We start from the raw sequence: 17,094 nt of genomic DNA, 5'->3' as shown, positions 1-17,094 counted from the left end.
GATGACTGGCGAAACTGATTTAAGCAAGATGCTGGCCACGCTAGCACCCAAGCTGCACGATGAAGAATATGTGTTTTGCACCTTCCCCCAGGCAAAATACGGCGACCATCCTGAACTAGAACCAGTCGCTTCATTCAGGGAGGTAGAGGGACTTACGCTGGTTATTCCCAAACACCGTGCAGGCCAATTCGGCATCGCTTATGAAGGCGTGTTCCGGTGCATCACCCTGTCAGTGCATTCCAGTTTAGAGGCAGTGGGGTTAACGGCCGTCATCGCCACCAAGCTCACCGAACACAACATCAGCGCCAACGTCATTGCCGCCTACTACCACGACCACGTTTTTGTGCAAAACGGCCGTGCTAAAGAAGCATTAGCTTCACTACGTGAGTTTTCATAATATACTCGTCACAGGCATATAAATAATATCTCTAGCAGTTTGTTTACACGTTTCCAATTCAAATGCTGAACTTGCATAATTCTTGCCAGAATTTGGAGGTGCTTCTATGTCATTAACACAAAAACAACTTGCTAAGATGAATGAGGATCAACTGCGAACTTCAGTCTTGATTCCCTTATTTGAAGCAATGGGTTTCTCGGATGTAAACCACTATCACGGGGGCACTCTCGAACAAGGCAAAGACATTTTAATGTGGAAGCCAGGAGATATTGGTGAACGTGTCAATTATGCCGTTGTTGTAAAAAGGACTAAGATTTCAGGTCAGGCAAAAGGTAATTCAAGCGCGGCCGAAGTGCGATTCCAAATTGAACAGTGTTTTGGCAAGTCCTATTTGGATCCTGTGACTGCTCAAGAGCAAAGAGTCAATCGTTGCTTTGTTGTTTCATCACAAGAAATTACTAAAGAAGCTCTTCATGCTCTTGAAGGTATTTTGGAAAATGCCAACCAAAAAAATGTAACAACCTTCATCAACGGCGATAAACTTTGGGAGTTGATCGAACGGCATTTACCACAACGAGCCGTGTGGGAAAAGCTACGCCAAGTTCAGCAGGTATTTAAAGAGGCAAGTCACGATTACCGTTTCAGCATTAAGACTACAGAAATAGGTTCAGAAATTTTGATTGAACCCAAAAGACCAGAGAGTATCAAAAAGCATCCAATTTCACTTTTAGGGAAACCTGTATTTCCTGATAATCCTGAAGGTCGAAAAAAGCGAGAAGAATTTGATCATCATTTGAAAACAGGATCCCCCGTAACTCTAACAAAAGAGTACATTGAGGATATTGATATTCCAGATTTTTTGATTCCCTTTCTTGACCCGACGGGTGAAGGCATTGAGAAGGTATCATTTGGATCTCAAAATTCTTCACGATACTTATTAGTGAAAGTCATAGCCGATAATCATGGAGAAGAGACTGCTGTATTTGAGTATATTCATCTTAAGGAATTGCACTCGGGAACTCATGAGATTACATTCTCAAATAACGACCAGCCTGTACCTTGGAAGATTAGCCTAGCGTTTAACTCAGAAAAAAATCAATTTATGCTTCATTATGAAGCCTCCCTCCATGGAACAACTCCCAAACGAGCCTTAGAAGCAATCCATTTCCAACAAGTGCTTGCTAACGGATGTACGCTTACTATTGAGCATCTAGATACTGGTTTTGAACTCCAGAAGCAAAAAATATCAGCTGGCTCAACCAAAGAACCAGATCCATTTTGGGTTGATTTGGTGGAAAAGCTGGCTTTTATCCAGAACAAGACTCGAGTCCCAATTATTATTCCTGATGACCATCTGACTGATGAAGACTTCAAGGCGATCCACATTATTTTTGAGGGTCTTAAAACTGGCAGGTTACTAGTTAGTATGAAGGCTTACATGATTGAATTGTCAGATAGAGGGATTGCTGAAAAAGTACTTGAGAGCTTCGGAAAAGGAGAATCCATGCCAGTAAACTTGAGCGGAATTGAAATATCTGAAATGTTGTTTGGCATACCTATTCCTCTCGGAGTTGCTAACATAGAGCTTGAAGACGTTTATATCGCTGATGAGCACTTGGGAATCCTGCGTGAGACACTCAAGAATCAAGAAGAAGAAAATATAAGGATAGTCTTCTCCCTTTCGGAAGGCTCAAATATCAAAGCAGAATTCTTAAATTGGTTACCCTCCTAGCGAAAGCAATACCTCACTTCTGACTCATGCAAGAATATCTCAATATACAGACCACCTCAGTTGCTATCCATCCCTAAAAAACCACGCTCTCACTGTCTCATCTGTTTTGAGAAAATCTAGCAGCATCGCCGCCACCTTGTCGCGGGCGGGGGTGCCGGGGTGGGTGCCGTCGTCGGCGAATTCGTTACAGGCCCAGGTAAGGCCGTCGCTGCGGGGGGTGAGGCCGTCGGCCCAGAGGTAAGGTCCCCAGGCCAACCAGGGGGCGGTTACAGCTCCCAGATTTGGGTCGTAATTTAGCTGCGGTTCGCCGTTAATTTGGGCCTCGATGAGCCACTTGACGGCAAAGCCGGAATGGTAGGCGATGGGTTCCGGGTTGAGCGGCCCAGTAGCGTAGCCACCATAAATGCGGCTGGAGAGGTAAATGATTTTCACATTGGGGTAACGCATCTGCACAATCTGCACGATGCTTTGTAGCTGCGCCTGCAAAATTTGTGGCTCCTGGGGGAATGGCTCGTTTTTGACGCCGCCGCGCGCCTGCTTGAGCCACACTACCTGCACCTGGGTGGGCGTCAGACCGTTGTCCGTTAGCCGCTCATCCAGCACTTGCCAGTATTCCGCTTCGGGGTTTTCGGCCAGCTTGTTGGAGGTCCAACCGCCTTGCGCCCCGTTTACAATCACAACAGCGTCACTTTTATCAGGATCATCATTGGCCAGCCGCAAGAAGCTGTTGAATTCGAGTGACGCATTGGACATGCCTACGGAGATGAAGCCGATTTTGCCGTCGGCAGCAGGCGAACCATCGGCGGCGAGGGGTTGGATGGTTTGTGCCTGGGCTAACCCAGCGGCAAGATGCGTGGCAGGGGGCTCGTTTTGGCCGTTGGGGTAGAGACCACCTTGCTGCCCCATGTACAAATCTGTGCCGAGGTCGGTGAGCGGCACGAGGCCAACGCTGGTTTGGCTGCAGCCCACCAGCGAGATGGGGGTGACGACGTTGGGATTGACCGTTACCCCGCCGCTGCCGTTGCCGAAGGAAACCGAAACCATTTGCAAGTCTGACAGGCAGGTTGCCAGTGCGTCCAAATTTTGGGCTTGGGCAGCTTGTTCACAGGTGTGTACGGCCGTCTGCAACCTCACCATCAAACTCTCCCCAGCCGCAGGCAGGACAAGGCTCTCTAACGCCAGCCGGTTGGCCTGAATGAACGCCGCCTGCACCGCTACATCCTCTGCCCATTCCGGGTCGTCGGGGCGAGGGAAGGTTAATAGCTGCTGCTGCGTCTGCACCAGGCCAATCACGTCTGTTTGCACCTGCTGGAGCAGGGTGATGAGCTGTGCGCGCCCTTGCGGGGGTTCCAGGGTTATGGCAGGGAGTGGAACGGCCGTTGGCGTGTTTGTGACTGTCGGGGGTGGGGTTGGTTCAGAGATAGCGGTTTCTGTGAGGGTTGGTTGGGGGGTGAGCGTGGGGATTTGTTGGGGAACGGCCGTTGCCGTCACATCCTGCTGGCAACCAGCAAGCAACCAACAACCAGCCACTATAAAAACAACTTGTCGTAAAAATCTAGGAATATTGGCCACAAGAAGAATATCAAAGATTTCGCAGATTTGACAGATATTTACTTATCGTCTTCTGGCACCAGATCGTAGCTGAACGGCTCCACGTCGGGACCGTAGTGGAAGACGTTGGGCACGGGGATGTAGTTACTAACAAAGGTGCGATCCTCAATGATTTGCCCATCCGCATTGTAAACCAGACGGCGCACCGACACGTCGGCACCTTCCGTAGCCCAGTCGATCTTTTCTACCGTACCTGGCTCTACCGTTTCTACAAATTCCCAGCGATCCTGCTCTGATCCTGGCACTTCGGTAACGTTGGCCCAAACCGGGTCTTCCTTCACGACGGTACGCCCCAGGCTGGTGCTGTAAAACTTGAAGGTCAGTGCCTGGTTTTCTTCGCTGAAATAGTTCTCAATGAGTAGGTGGTGCGGCGTGTTGTTAATGAACTTCATATCAATATTGATATTGCCATCGTTAAAGACTGTGGCATCCATGCCGTGCCCTGCGCCGTCGCGGTAGTAACCCAGCATGTAGCCATGCGGCAGCCGCTCGGTGATGGGGAAGCCAGCAAAGAAGGCTGTCTGGTACAGCGTGGTACTGACCTGGCAAACGCCACCGCCGATGCCCGTGATCGTTTGCCCACCGACGATAATCAACCCTTCCGTGAAGCCATCTGCTTCGGTGATGCTGCCCAAATAATCATTGAAGGAAAACTCTTCGTAGGGGGCAACAACGATACCATAGAAGTTGGCGGCGGCCGTAGCAATGTTGTGCTTACGGGCGTCGGAGGAGCCAGAAAACCAGGTGGTTGTTTCGGTAATCAGTTCGGTGATGCCTAACTCCGCAGCGGTGGCGTTGGAATTAGCCAGCGGCACAATATCTTTTACCACAAAGGGGATGGAGCGATTGGGGCTGTTTACCTGGGTTTTGAACTGCTCAATGGTGGCTTCGATGTCGAGTTCACGGCCGTTTACGTGTGGCGCGACCAAAACCAGTTCCTCGGTGCCATCGTCAAAGTAAAAGCGGGCGTTCACCGGATCACGGTAAATTTGGTCTTCAAATTGGCGCAGCCAGTGGCGCACGGCGTTTTCATCCACAAAAACGTTATGGGCGGCACTGCTGCTGGCGGATTCAGACAGTTCAACCCGTACCCAGGCCGCCAAATCTTCCTGGCTCAAAGTGATGGGAGCTAAATCGAGATCGTCTAGCGGCTCTTCCAGATAGAAGGTGACGGGACTGCCCAAAACCTGCTGAATCTCGGCGGCGGCGTTGCCAGCGTCGAACACGGCGGGCGTCACTTCATGCACTAGCAGTTCTACCTGCGCCGGCCGGAAATTGGTGAGCGGCATAATGACACGGTTGCGAACGTCGGCCACGTCCATAAAGCGACCGGGCTGCCCAGCGGCGTAGCTGGTATCGCTGCCGCTCAAATTAAAGGTGGCACTGACGGGCGGTTTGTTGATTTCGGCCGCGAGTTCGGCCAAGGTACTGTCGAGTTGGCTTACGTCTAAAACGAGAACGGGGGGAATGGAACGGCCGTAATACCAGCTTTCATACATCTCCTGCGCCTGAGCCAAGGGGCCACCGCTGCGCCCTAGTTGGTAAGCGGTTTCTACCGTTTGGGCCACGTCGAAGGTGAGGCCAAGTTCGCTGGGGGCTTTGGCAAATTGCTGCCCGGTTTCTGGGTCGAGAAAGACGATTTGTTCGCTGTTAGCATAGCTAAACTGTTGTGTGAGGGCGGCTTCGGCCTCAGCAACTTCCATGCCGCTGAGGTCTATGCCCATGACGCTGATGCCAGTGAAGATACGGCCGTTGTGCCGACTCTGGTAACTAACCAACACAATTGCCAAAGCCACAAAGAGCAGCAAAAAGCCGCCCAAAATCGGGGCTAAAAAGAAAGCCAGATTGCGGCGCGTATTCATTGTGGGTTGGGGTGCAGTTGCTTGCATAAAGTTTCTCAGCGGGTTGTTTTTCTTCAAAATCCGGCGCAATTATAGCGAAAACGGCCGCCTGTTCAGTAAATTATCGTGGCAAATTACCCTATTCTAATGTGTGCCGTTCGCATCTGAGGATGCTCACTCCTCGGATGGTTAGTGTAACACGGCCGTTTCCCCAAACTGCAAGCCCGCTTACAAACTCATTCACCCACCTGCGCTTCTGCCCAGACGGTTTCAAACTCTTCCAAAAAGTAGCTGGCAAACTCTGGGTCGTGCACAATGAGTATATTTTCGTCGTTGCGGCGGTTGGCGTTGTCGCTAAAGTTAAACGAGCCAAAAATAACGGTGCTTTGATCGATGATGAACACCTTGTGGTGCATCACCTGCGGATTGCCATCTGTAAGGACGGCGACGTTAGCGAGTCGGGCTTGCTCTAATGTTGTGTAATAGCTAAATGGCGTATCGGAACCGACACGCTCAAATACACCGCGCACAATCACGCCTGAATCAGCCCGACCCAGCAAAGCCTCACCGATTTGCTCGTCGGTGAAGGCGAAGGCCATGAACAAAATTTCGCTCTCGGCTCGCGCCACTCGCCGGGAAATGATGAGGCTGATCTCTCTTTCTGGTCCAAAATAGTTTTCGACCTCAATACCGCCAATCGAGAGCGATTCATTCGGCGTATTTTCGGGCGAATCGGGGCCAAACAGTTCGTCCTTGTACAGTTCGTCCATTTCTGTAGTGTAGTTGGCCGCTAGTCGGGGCGAATTGATCCGCACAATGTTGTTGTTGTTGCAGTAAACGCCATTGCTAGTGAAATTCATCGAACCAGCCCAAACGATACGGCCGTCTATCACCACAAATTTGTTGTGCATAAAGGCACTCCGCTTATCCTCACGCACGCTGATGCCGTTGCGCCGCAGCCGATTGATGCTGCTCAGCGAGGCATAATCTGTGTCTGTAACCACCCGCACTTCCACGCCCCGCGCTTCTAACTCAATAAGTGCCTGCACTATTGGTTCTGCGTCCAAATCAAAGGCAGCAATGTCTACCCGTACCTCGGCCGAGAGCATGTCATTGGCAATGTCCTCATCCAGCCCGCCAATGCGCTCCGCCTCTGGGGGACACGTCGGGTTGGTAAAGTAAATTTCGTACCAATCAACAGGTGCGCCAGGATCAACCACCGTGTCAATGATGGGCTCCCCTTCATCTAACCCAAACTGCTGCAACAAATCTTGCCCAAAAATCACCGACAAGACGGCCAAAATCAGCACGAGAATCGCGCCACCTGTTTTTTTGTTCATAATCGTTTGAGTTGCTGATGGTTAGTGGCTAGTAGTTAGTTACCAGCAACCAGCCACTAACCGAAAATAAGGTTTAACAGATGCTGAAAAGCGGCATCCCGGTCTTTGGCATCGCGCGCCTGGTTGAACTGGCTAACGCACCGCAAATTGTCAGGACGCAGCGGTTGGTTGGTGAGCCAACGCAAATTTTTCAGCAAGCGGGTCATCACGTCGTCTACCAGATCAAATTCTGGCGGTTTGCCAATCGTGCCAATGAGGTCGTTGACGCCAGCCATGATGAGATGTACGGCCGCACTGTTCTTTTGCAGCAGTGGGTTGGCCTCTTCATCGGGGAGGTGTTGGTTGCGGACGGCCGTTTGCTCCACCTGCGCCAGCCCCCAGTTAAGTAGCTGCTCTGCCTGGGCATCCACCAGGTTACTGCGCCAGTCTGGCGCATCCAAAATCGGCGCAAACCAACGTCTGAGCCGCGTTCTTACAATGTCCGATGATGTTGATTGCATATCGTATCGTTCAGCCACACTGTAGCCGCAGATTCTTTCCGCGCCAAAAAACGCGCTAAGAAAGCGCGGCTACTTTTGTCCCTTATTGTCCTAAATCTTTAGGGGAAGCTAATCTTTTTAGCCACTCCACTTTGTCAAAATCACGGTCAAAACTGGCGACAAACTGAATGTTGTGTGCCTTGCAGGTTAAGGCAATCAACGCATCGTTAAAATTCAGTTCACCTTCGGATGTTCGCACCAATTCAAGAATGGCTAAATAATTTTGAGGCAAATCTCGCATAATCCAGGAAATTGCCGACGGCGGATAACTTTCGTGAATCTGGGTCAGTAAATTGCTGAATTCGCCGTCTCGTCGTTTTTCATGGAATCGTCTGGCTAATACACTAACGGCTTCAGCAATTACACAGTCGAAAATGACAATTTGTGTATCAGCTTTGATGAGATAATTTTTGAGGGAAAGTGCCTTCACATGCCAAATATCTTTGGCATCAAGCAGCCCAACCAACATTGAGGTATCAATTGCTACTTGTATCATACAACTCTTCGGATTCTTTTAGAGCATTGCCGCCTAACCCCAAAACGGCCGTTATTTTTTCAAGTTCACTCGCTGGCAAAAAATTAAGCCCTTCCTGAGTAACCTCTACAGTCAAATCAACCTGTGTGCCCTCTGGCAAATCCAGCGGCGACAGCAGCTTCAAGCTACCGCGCTGATAAACTGCCCGCACATGAGAGTAAAATGGTGATGTGGTCATATCAACCTCACTTAGAATCCAAAAATCGTCTCTGCCGCATTATAACCGAATTTATGCAAAGCCGGGCAGCAAAATGAAATCATCGTCGGTTTGGACGATGTGGTGGGGCAGCCAGGCAACGCCAAACAGCGAGACGTTGATGTTGCTTTTGGCCGGCGTGACGGGAATCGCTGTCATGTCATTGGAAATAGCTTCCCACTTTGCCTGAATCTCGGCCAGTGCTTCTTCCGCTTCCTCTTCCAGCTCGGCAATTTCCTTTTCGTACTCTTCTATTTGGTCTTTGGACTCTTCGATGTCGGCTTTGGCTTTGGCCGTCATGCGCCGCTTGGTCATGGAGGAGGAAACGCTGCGCCGCCGCTTGCTAAACAAGCTAAATAGCGTCTCGGCGTGGGTCACGGCCTCTTCCCGCTTGCGCTGATCGTATTCGGCTTCATCTTCCGCCAATTCGCGCTCTTCCCGCTTCAGCTTGCCCTCCAATGAATCAATTTTCTTTTCGTACTGTGCCGCGACCTTTTTGCTTTCGGCATCAGACGCTTCTTTGCCAGCCTCGGCACACTCCTTGGCAAACTCTTGGATAGAGACGTTCGGGCCACCGTAAATTTTGAGTTCCTCGTTGGCCTTCACCTCAATTTCTAGGCTGCGATATATCCAGTCGGCAAAATCTTTTTTCATAGCGGTGACGCTTTTGGCGTCGTTAAGGGGGGCTTCTAGCAGTTCGAAGCGAGCATCCAACACCGGGGTGCGGTCTAGTTGGCGGTCATCTATTCGGCTGGCTTCGTAATCTTGCCAGCGGATCACGCCACGACGATCTGGCTCTGGCACAACGGCCGTTTGCCACACCTCATGGTCCAAATTGTAACGACGGTTGCTAAACATGACGCTTGCCTGCGCCAGCAGCACCGGCCGGTACAAAATACCTGCGGCTTTGGCAGATGTGGAGAGGGAACGGCCGTCTCGCTTGGCGGCTTCGCTCAGAGTCAAATTTTGCGGCAGAAAATACTCCTCCGTCCGCCCCGGTATGCCTGGCTTGGCCGCCTCGCCTGGCAATTCAGGAGATTGGAGATTGGAGACTGGAGATTGGGTGGTTTCGAGAGCAGGTGTAGTCGCTGCCAATTTCTCACTGCTCACTGAAGACTGTTCACGAAGTGGTCGCGCAGCGACATTACCGATTACCGCTAACTGCTCACCGACTCCCGCCAGTGCATTTAGTGCCGGAATCTGATCCCGCGTCACCGGTCCGGCCAGGTAGTTCATGGCCCAGCGGGTTTGGAAGAGGGACGGCTGCTTGTCGTGTACGTTGCGCAGCAAAAAGACCCGCTTGCCCAGCGCGGAAATTAAATCATCGTAGACGCGGCGGTCAAAACCCCCGCTGGCGGCCGTCGTCAGGCCGTCCAGCAGCCGCGCCTTGTCCTGCTCCGTGCCCAGCTTGCCGATGAACCAGGTTCCAGCGTTGGAAAGTGCCTTGTAATCCACATCCACCGGGTTTTGCGTGGCTAGCACCATGCCCACACCAAAAGCACGGGCTTGCTTGAGCATCCGCAGCATCGGCTCTTTGGAAGGCGGATTGGCGGTGGGGGGCAGATAGCCAAAAATCTCATCAAAGTAGACTAGGGCACGCAGCGTCGTGCTGCCCTTTTGCGCCCGCATCCAGGATTCAACGGCCGAATAAAGCAGCGTGACAAAAAACATCCGCTCGGCCTCAGACAAATGGGCAATGTAGAAGATGGTATGGCGGGGACGGCCGTCTGGCTGATAAAGCAAGCTCCCAACATCCAGCGGCTCCCCTTCAATCCAGGCTTGAAAGGCGGGAGAGGCCAAAATGTTGTTGAGCATCATCGCCAGCTCAAAGCGGTCTTTTTCGGGGAAGAAGGTGTTCACGTCAAACACGCCCAGCTTGGTAAACGGCGGCGACTGCGTTTGCATGATGAGCGAGGCCAGATCAAGGTCTTGCCCCTGGCTCCAGGCGTGTTCAAAAATGTTGGCTAACAAAATATGTTCCCGCGCCCGCACCGGATCAATATCCTTTAGCCCCACCAATCCCAACAAGGCGGTCACCGTGCCAGAAATCTTCTCGCGCAGCAGCTCGCGGTTGTCATTCCAGGAGATATCTGGTGCCTTGAGCGAAGCTAAAATGGAGACGGGCAGTCCTGCATCGGAACCAGGTGTGTAGATGGCAAATTGGGCCGAATCTTTGAGCTTTTGGATGCGCTCTGGCTTGATACCCCAGTCTGCCAGACCGTTGCGCCATAATGCGGCCGTTTCATCTGCGGCTTGCTCCACGGTTTTGCCTTCCCGTCGGGCTTCGTTGGCATTCACCCACGGCTGGAAGTCCGCCGGAGCCAAATCGGGGAAATGCATCAGGGCATTGGTGATGTCCCCCTTGGGATCGATCATCAACGCTGGCACCTTATTTAATGCTGCCTCTTCCAGCAAATCCAAGCAAAGCCCCGTTTTACCAGAGCCAGTCATCCCCACAACCACGGCGTGGGTGACCAAATCATCTGGATCATAAAGTAGGGGGGTGTCTGTTTTTTCGTTGGTTTGCGCGTCTACCACGCGGCCTAAGTAGAATTTTCCGTCGGTGTCTATCATGATTTCGCCTCCATCTCCAGTTTACCGCAAGATTCGACTTCTGTGAAAAATCATTTCTGTAACAAAGACAATCTTTCGACAGTAACTGTCACGAATTCACATCTAAACACGAACAGAGGCGTTGTTCGCAATTATTTTCTTTGGTTTTTCGCATCATCCAGCACACCAGCCGACGTAAACATCCTCAAATAGTGCCTCATCAAGCTGTACCGTTTCTTCACCGCTGGCAAAGGTGACGTTTGTTAGCTGAACGGTTGCCTCATACCCATCTTCGATGCAAGATTCAGCGGGGACGGTGCCGTTGATGCTGATACCCACTGTGCCACTTTCGGCCAGCCAAACTGATTGTGCTCGCGCTTCGGGCCCGACGTCATTGCAGTAGGGGAATTCGCCAAAGTTATACACGCGGTCACCAAATAGATCGATTTTAACGATGATGGCGTCCGGGTGATTGGCTAATTCCAGAGTGAGCGGTTCTTCCGAAATTGGGAACGCAAAGGCATCCACAAATACCGTTAGGAATTCGGATAGGGCATCGTCACTGTTGGCTTTGTACACCAAAAGGTCGCCACACCCCTGGCTACGGCCGTTGTACACCAGTCCAGGTTCCAACCCAGCATCATCAAGGGACAGTTGGCCATATTCCGCCACCACCGTCCACGTGTCGGCCTGGTTTTCCAGTAGCAAGTAGCTGCTGGTTACGGCCGTTTCTCCACATTCCTGGCGCAAAAAGAGGATGGCGGTACGGCCGTCGGGACTGAAACCAATCTGGCTCACGCTAATTACACCCCCACCCAGCCCCGAATATTCACGCCGAAAGTGGGCGCAATCGGGTGCTCCGGTAGTTGGAGGCAAATAATCCCGCTCAATAAACCAACCCGGCTGCCGATGTATTGTTTGGTGGTCATGAAATAAAAAGTCGAGGGATTTGCTGCGTTGGTAGCCAACGATAAACGCGTGCAGCAGCTCTGGGGAGATGGCATTATCCAGCGTGGGGGCGGCATTCTCCAAGTCTGTCAACGTTTCATTGCGCACCACAACTGGTTGGGTGGTGACGTGCTGAATGGCGGTTTGGTAAACGGCCGTTTCCACCGCCAGTTCACCCTCAGCCAAACGCAATACGTTAGAAGCCACACCCGCCATTTCCACCTGTACGGGCTGCGGTTCGCTGCCAGCCAGTGGCACCATGCGGAAGAAAATCTGGGGCGTTACGGAACCTTCTGAGTATGGGACGCAGTCTGGGAGGACATCATAATTTAACTCACCAATGGTCCAAAATTCTTCTGCGCAATAAAAACGGCCGTCTCGGTACGGAATTCCCGCTATCGCTGCCAACATCAAGCTGTTTGGCCCATCTTGCCAAACCATGCTCAACCTTATTTCTAGCTCGCCGCTGTCGCTGGTCTGCCACAGCTCCTGCACCCGTAGCTTAATTTCCTCCATGATTTCCGCCTCAAAGGCGAGCTGCTGATACGCTACCAGGGCAGTACGGCCGTTGATATGGCTCACCTGTGGATCTGCGTCACCATTTGCATCCAAAACCAGGCTAGAAACAGTGGGGATGTGATAGATAATGGCCCCACCAATCCAATTGGCGGTTGAATTCGGGTCGGTAAAGAGAACGGCCGTATCCTCATCAATTTCGCGCACAAATTCAGGCTCAAAAGATGCCAGGTAGCAGCGTACATCCTCCGGCGTAAACACGCCCGGTCCACCGTCGGCGCAGCCCAACACCTCAGCCGCCTCTGTTGCCAAAGGTGGGGTGTCGGGGGCTTCGGTTGGGGAAAAGCTGGCTGGTTCTGTGGGGGGCGTACAGGCAGTCAAAAGCAGCATCGTGCCAATCAATAAAATGGACCAACGAAAGAAAGTAATCATCAAGTGGGGTCTCCTACTTTGCCAAAATTAGGTATTGTAACGAATTCACCTCCGTAAAAGTTCCTGGCTTTTTGGGCAAGGGGTGGTCATTTGGGTAAGATGGCGTTATGGAGGCAAGATGAGCAAAATTTTAGTTTGTGGGCACACAAATATTGAAACCACATTGGCAATTGAAGCATTCCCGATTGAATATTCCCCCATGCGCTACCCGTTTTTTGGCATTCAAACGGCCGTTGCCGGGGTTGGCTACAATATCACCAAAGCACTTACCACCCTAGGTAGCCAGGTAAACTTTCTGACGATGGTGGGGGATGACTTTTTGGGGCAGCAGGTGCGGCAGCAGGCAGAGGCCGATACTATTTCCAGCAAGTACATCGTCACCAGGATGCCGCAGACGGCCCAGGCGGTTATTTTGTACGACAAGCAGGGCAAGCGGCAGGGACACACCGATTTGAAGGATGTTCAGGAACGGCCGTTTCCCCCTGAGCTGTTCCAGCAAGCCTTGCAAGGCAGCGATTTGGCCATTTTGTGCAATGTGAATTACACACGGCCGTTTCTGGCCCAGGCCCAGCAGGCAGGCATCCCCATTGCCACCGACGTCCACACAATTGCTGACCTGGATGATGACTACAACCGCGACTACATGGCCGCTGCCACCATCCTCTTTATGAGCGATGAGCGGCTGCCGCTACCGCCTGAACAGTGGGCCAAAAAGGTACAAAATAAATTTGGTGCAGAGATTGTGGTGATTGGCTTGGGCACCAAAGGAGCATTACTTGCCGTGAAAGCAGACAACTTTTGCGAACGACTTCCCGCCGTGCAAACCCGTCCCATCGTCAACACTATCGGCGCAGGGGATTCGCTCTTCTCTTCATTCAACCACTTCTACCGCAAGAGCAAAAACCCATACGCTGCCCTGCAAAAAGCAACCCTCTTTGCCTCCTACAAAATCGGCACCGAGGGAGCCGCCGCAGGCTTTCTCACCGAGTCGGAGCTAAAGCAGTTGGTTTTGACTATCGTTTGATCTCACGCCACATCAATGCTCCAGTAAATGACGGCGCACCATCAAAACCGAACATTTGGCATGATCAGCCACAATATCAGGAATGGAGCCGAACAAGACGTTGCGAATTCGCCATTCGTGGGAGGCGCCAATGATTATCAGGTCGTGTTCCTCAGCATCAATAAAAGCCATCATGGCTTCCGCAATATTCTCGCCTGGTTGCACGTGATACTGCACCTGATCATAATTGGCTAGTCGGGCTTTCGCCGCTGAACGAACAGCCTCCAGCTCTTTCTCTAAATCCGCTTCCGGCCTGACAATTCGCAGCAAATTGATTGTGGCCCCTGCAGCCTCGCTAATGCGAACGGCAAATTCCAGACCTAACTGGGCGTGAGGGCCGCCACCCCAGGGGATAAGGATGGAATTTATCGTTTCCAATATCCCGCGATTCTTTAAGATAGCCACGTCCACCGGCGTATTGACGATGATGCGTTGTACCGGGCTGTTATAGATACGACTGACATTAAAACCACCTTGCCAGCCCATTAACAATAGATCAGCTTGATGGCGACCCGTCTCGGTCAGGAGACTGTTAAAGACATCATGGGCTACGTCTATGACCGGTTCGATCTTTGTTTGAGCGATAGGGCGCAGCCCATTCAAGGTCTGTCCATTTTCTGTTTGTCCGGCCTTCACCGCCTTCACTGCCAGAGAAGAGATGGTTTGTTCTAGGGACGGCCGTTCAGCAAACCGCCTCCTCGCCACAACCAAAGGTGTCTGCAATGGCACCCTCACTAAATGGATGCCTAGCACCTTACCCCCCTCCTCCCGACCCGTGGCCAGATAGCGCCCCAGGCGCAGCAGGTCAGCTTCATGGTGTGGATTGGCCAGGGCTGTCATCACGCGTCGAGGTGCATTCATCTCAATGGCCCGTACCGTTGGCGTTACGGCGCTAACCGTCATTGGAGTGTAGATAACAGGCGGCTTAAAGAGTACACGCCACCCAATTTGCGACCATTGCTGGCGGAACTGTACCAGCCCATATTCAATATCCACCCGCGAGCGGCCCCAGACAAAATACCAGGTCAAACTAAGGCCAATCAAGCCTAAAATGACAGCCTGCGCCAATACGCCAGACAACAAAATAATGCCCAGACAGCCGATGGCCGCAAGCACCTGCACATACGGAGTGGCAGGAACACGAAATGTTGGTTTGTACCAATCTGGATTAGCCACCCGCAAAATAACCGTGCCAATGTTGAGCGCGGCATAGCTGTAAAGCTGCAAAACGCTGGCAATTTCGGCCAACGTCTCCAGGCTGTCAATAGAAAGAAGCAAAAGGGCTAACAAACTCGTTAGCAAAATAGCACGGTAAGGAGTGAGCCGTTTGGGATGAATCTTGTTTAACCATTGGGGAATCATACGGTCACGGGCCATGGCCAGGTTAATGCGAGAAGCAGCCATGATGCTGGCATTGGCTGAGGATGTGGTGGCCAACAAACCGGCAAAAATCAAAATGCCCGCACCAACAGGCCCAAACATCCTCTCTGCTATCAGCGTTAAAGGCGTGCGTGTCTGGGCAATTTCGGCCTGGGTTAGCATACCGGCCGTTACCAGAACAATAAGCACGTAAAGCACCGTCACCAGAGCTACTGAGCCGATGAGGGCACGCGGCAGGTTTTTTGAGGGCTCTTTTATTTCTTCAGAAACGGCCGCTATCTTCACAAAGCCCAAAAATGAAATAAAAACCAGGGCAGTTGTAGAAAACACAGGGCTGACTCCCTGTGGTAGAAAAGGCACCAGGTTAGCAGAATCCATGTTGAAGCCACTAGACACAGTGTAAATGCCCAAGATACCCATTAGGGTGAGGACCACAACAACCTGAGCGCCGCCGGACTCTTTGGCGCCAACAACATTCAATGCCATCAACAAAACGCCCCCGGCCACAGCCCCCCATATTGGCGAAATAGGCAGAAACTCATGCAAATATTCTCCCATGCCCACCAAATAAAAAGCAATAGCAAAGGTCAGGCTTAACCAGATGCCAATGCCGGAGATAGCGCCAAAGGATGGCCCCAACGAACGGGAGACGAAGAAATAATCACCGCCGGACGTAGGCATACCTGTAGCTAATTCGGCCGCACTGGCAGCGGTAATGATGCAAACGACGCCTGCAGCAATATAGGAAAAGATGGCCCCTGGCCCCGCCAGGGAAATTGCAATCCCCGACAACAAAAAAATGCCTGCGCCAATCATTGTGCCTGCGCCAATTGTTAATGCCGCCCAAAATCCAAGTTCCCGCCGTAGATGTTCCTGTGTACTCATAGCCTATTTCCCTTGTGTCATGACGATTTTGTTACCAGCGATTTTTATAACTTCTCGCGCTGCTCCAGAAATTGCCTTTCGGCACTGACCCCTCCCACTAGCCTCGTGCGGATTTGTTCAATTTTGGCATCGGAAAAGCTGACTACCGTTTAATCCGCGCCGCTTGGCTGCGTAGTTCCACAAAAATGGGGTGCAGGCAGATGATCACTTCGGCTAAACGGTGGCCAATTTGGGTTTGGTGGACGACGGTATACGGTTCCGCAGGCACCACTTCATACAGTTTGGCCCACCCTTTGTCCCACATTTCGGCTTCAAACGATTCCCCAGCGTGTCCTTAATCTCAAACAGATGGCGGCGAAACCCGTTGAGCAAAAAGCGGTTGAGCTGCTTGTCGCCAGATTCAAAATGGAAGCCAATTTCCCACGCTTCGCGCCGCGCCACGCGCGACAGCTCATAATGCAACCGCGTCTCGCCAAAGTGTACGTTGTTGTACAGTGCGTGGTAGGTTGCCCATCGGCGGAAACGACAATCAGCTTGCTGAGGCCGTCTTTTTCCAACTGGGTGCAGTACCGGCACAAGTTTAAATTGTGGAGGAGGAGCCTTCCTTCCTACACTAATGACATTGAGCATAGCTAACGGTAATTTTTTGCCACGTCATTGCGTAGATCAACGTAAATCGGGTGCAGGCATATGATGAATTCAGCCATACGAGTGGCGAGTCCTTCCTGGTAAGCCATGTTCAACTCTCCGGTAGGGTACACTTCATATATTTTCGTCCAGCCCTTATCCCACATTTCGGCTTCGACAGTAGGCCCCAAGACATCCTTGATTTCAAAAAGGTGGCGTCGGAACCCCATAAGCAGGTAACGATTTAGATTGCGGTCTCTAGCTTCACAATGGAACCCCAACTCCCAACCCGACCGATGTTTGGCTGAAGAAACTTCATAGTGGAGTCTGCGTTCACCATAATTGAATTGCGTCAGCCAACGATATGGTTGGTGAACCTGAATTCCTTGCAATGGCTCCGGCAAGCGGGCTATCACCAGTTCAGGGAGCGTTTTGAGAAATTGGGTATGGGAGAGTTTAGTCATTGCTGATCGGTATCATATCATCACCTAATTGACCG

14 protein-coding genes are annotated in these 17,094 nt (G+C 51.6%); 3 read left to right on the top strand and 11 right to left on the bottom strand.

From position 1 onward, the window contains the following. Position 1 precedes the first annotated feature (1 nt). Both ACOQPU_RS18195 and ACOQPU_RS18190 read left to right on the top strand, forming a co-directional pair. Complete coding sequence (locus ACOQPU_RS18195; RefSeq protein WP_420641253.1) at positions 2-397, top strand: ACT domain-containing protein; 396 nt, start codon at positions 2-4, stop codon at positions 395-397. Between the two features lie 106 nt (positions 398-503). After that, positions 504-2,129: a hypothetical protein gene (locus ACOQPU_RS18190; RefSeq protein WP_420641252.1), complete on the top strand. Its 1,626-nt coding sequence runs from the start codon at positions 504-506 to the stop codon at positions 2,127-2,129. A 63-nt stretch (positions 2,130-2,192) separates the two neighbouring features. On the opposite strand, the gene ACOQPU_RS18185 is transcribed toward ACOQPU_RS18190, so the two are convergent. From ACOQPU_RS18185 to ACOQPU_RS18150, 8 genes are all read right to left on the bottom strand, one after another. Next, complete coding sequence (locus ACOQPU_RS18185; protein WP_420641251.1) at positions 2,193-3,659, bottom strand: hypothetical protein; 1,467 nt, start codon at positions 3,657-3,659, stop codon at positions 2,193-2,195. An 80-nt stretch (positions 3,660-3,739) separates the two neighbouring features. Beyond that, on the bottom strand, positions 3,740-5,629 hold the full coding sequence (locus ACOQPU_RS18180; RefSeq protein ID WP_420641250.1) for a VanW family protein: 1,890 nt from the start codon (positions 5,627-5,629) through the stop codon (positions 3,740-3,742). A gap of 188 nt (positions 5,630-5,817) precedes the next feature. Then, on the bottom strand, positions 5,818-6,921 hold the full coding sequence (locus ACOQPU_RS18175) for a phospholipase D-like domain-containing protein (protein WP_420641249.1): 1,104 nt from the start codon (positions 6,919-6,921) through the stop codon (positions 5,818-5,820). 56 nt (positions 6,922-6,977) lie between these two features. Then, positions 6,978-7,421: a hypothetical protein gene (locus tag ACOQPU_RS18170; RefSeq protein WP_420641248.1), complete on the bottom strand. Its 444-nt coding sequence runs from the start codon at positions 7,419-7,421 to the stop codon at positions 6,978-6,980. An 82-nt stretch (positions 7,422-7,503) separates the two neighbouring features. Next, positions 7,504-7,956: a type II toxin-antitoxin system VapC family toxin gene (locus ACOQPU_RS18165; RefSeq protein ID WP_420641247.1), complete on the bottom strand. Its 453-nt coding sequence runs from the start codon at positions 7,954-7,956 to the stop codon at positions 7,504-7,506. Then, positions 7,937-8,173 (bottom strand): antitoxin family protein, encoded by a 237-nt coding sequence (locus ACOQPU_RS18160; protein ID WP_420641246.1) that lies wholly within the window; start codon positions 8,171-8,173, stop codon positions 7,937-7,939. Before ACOQPU_RS18160 ends, ACOQPU_RS18165 begins: the two co-directional genes overlap by 20 nt. A 51-nt stretch (positions 8,174-8,224) precedes the next feature. Further along, positions 8,225-10,765, bottom strand: coding sequence for a helicase HerA domain-containing protein (locus tag ACOQPU_RS18155; RefSeq protein ID WP_420641245.1), 2,541 nt, complete (start codon positions 10,763-10,765; stop codon positions 8,225-8,227). Between the two features lie 153 nt (positions 10,766-10,918). Continuing rightward, positions 10,919-12,640 carry a hypothetical protein gene (locus ACOQPU_RS18150; protein ID WP_420641244.1) on the bottom strand — a complete coding sequence of 574 codons (1,722 nt, stop codon included), beginning with the start codon at positions 12,638-12,640 and terminating at the stop codon, positions 10,919-10,921. A 118-nt stretch (positions 12,641-12,758) separates the two neighbouring features. On the opposite strand from ACOQPU_RS18150, the gene ACOQPU_RS18145 reads away from it, so the two are divergent. After that, positions 12,759-13,664: a carbohydrate kinase family protein gene (locus tag ACOQPU_RS18145; protein WP_420641243.1), complete on the top strand. Its 906-nt coding sequence runs from the start codon at positions 12,759-12,761 to the stop codon at positions 13,662-13,664. Between the two features lie 12 nt (positions 13,665-13,676). Here ACOQPU_RS18145 and ACOQPU_RS18140 read toward each other — a convergent pair whose 3' ends face one another. The 3 genes from ACOQPU_RS18140 to ACOQPU_RS18130 form a co-directional block, all read right to left on the bottom strand. Continuing rightward, on the bottom strand, positions 13,677-15,968 hold the full coding sequence (locus ACOQPU_RS18140; protein ID WP_420641242.1) for an amino acid permease: 2,292 nt from the start codon (positions 15,966-15,968) through the stop codon (positions 13,677-13,679). 142 nt (positions 15,969-16,110) lie between these two features. Next, the gene (locus ACOQPU_RS18135) at positions 16,111-16,272 is read right to left on the bottom strand and encodes a hypothetical protein (RefSeq protein ID WP_420641241.1); all 162 of its coding nucleotides are present in this window, start codon (positions 16,270-16,272) and stop codon (positions 16,111-16,113) included. Between the two features lie 328 nt (positions 16,273-16,600). Further along, positions 16,601-17,059, bottom strand: coding sequence for a hypothetical protein (locus tag ACOQPU_RS18130; RefSeq protein WP_420641240.1), 459 nt, complete (start codon positions 17,057-17,059; stop codon positions 16,601-16,603). Positions 17,060-17,094: the final 35 nt, after the last annotated feature.

The sequence above is a fragment of the Candidatus Leptofilum sp. genome, from assembly GCF_965223285.1.
Lineage (GTDB): Bacteria > Chloroflexota > Anaerolineae > Promineifilales > Promineifilaceae > Leptofilum.
Note: the sequence above shows the minus strand (reverse complement) of the source record. Positions and strands in the feature narration are given on the sequence as shown.

Bases quoted from the DNA above. Each gene is read 5' to 3' on its own strand.
- ACOQPU_RS18195 (WP_420641253.1), top strand. From the start codon at position 2: ATGACTGGCGAAACTGATTTAAGCAAGATGCTGGCCACGCTAGCACCC.
- ACOQPU_RS18190 (WP_420641252.1), top strand. From the start codon at position 504: ATGTCATTAACACAAAAACAACTTGCTAAGATGAATGAGGATCAACTG.
- ACOQPU_RS18180 (WP_420641250.1), bottom strand. From the start codon at position 5,629: ATGCAAGCAACTGCACCCCAACCCACAATGAATACGCGCCGCAATCTG.
- ACOQPU_RS18175 (WP_420641249.1), bottom strand. From the start codon at position 6,921: ATGAACAAAAAAACAGGTGGCGCGATTCTCGTGCTGATTTTGGCCGTC.
- ACOQPU_RS18170 (WP_420641248.1), bottom strand. From the start codon at position 7,421: ATGCAATCAACATCATCGGACATTGTAAGAACGCGGCTCAGACGTTGG.
- ACOQPU_RS18165 (WP_420641247.1), bottom strand. From the start codon at position 7,956: ATGATACAAGTAGCAATTGATACCTCAATGTTGGTTGGGCTGCTTGAT.
- ACOQPU_RS18160 (WP_420641246.1), bottom strand. From the start codon at position 8,173: ATGACCACATCACCATTTTACTCTCATGTGCGGGCAGTTTATCAGCGC.
- ACOQPU_RS18155 (WP_420641245.1), bottom strand. From the start codon at position 10,765: ATGATAGACACCGACGGAAAATTCTACTTAGGCCGCGTGGTAGACGCG.
- ACOQPU_RS18150 (WP_420641244.1), bottom strand. From the start codon at position 12,640: ATGATTACTTTCTTTCGTTGGTCCATTTTATTGATTGGCACGATGCTG.
- ACOQPU_RS18145 (WP_420641243.1), top strand. From the start codon at position 12,759: ATGAGCAAAATTTTAGTTTGTGGGCACACAAATATTGAAACCACATTG.
- ACOQPU_RS18140 (WP_420641242.1), bottom strand. From the start codon at position 15,968: ATGAGTACACAGGAACATCTACGGCGGGAACTTGGATTTTGGGCGGCA.
- ACOQPU_RS18135 (WP_420641241.1), bottom strand. From the start codon at position 16,272: ATGTGGGACAAAGGGTGGGCCAAACTGTATGAAGTGGTGCCTGCGGAA.
- ACOQPU_RS18130 (WP_420641240.1), bottom strand. From the start codon at position 17,059: ATGACTAAACTCTCCCATACCCAATTTCTCAAAACGCTCCCTGAACTG.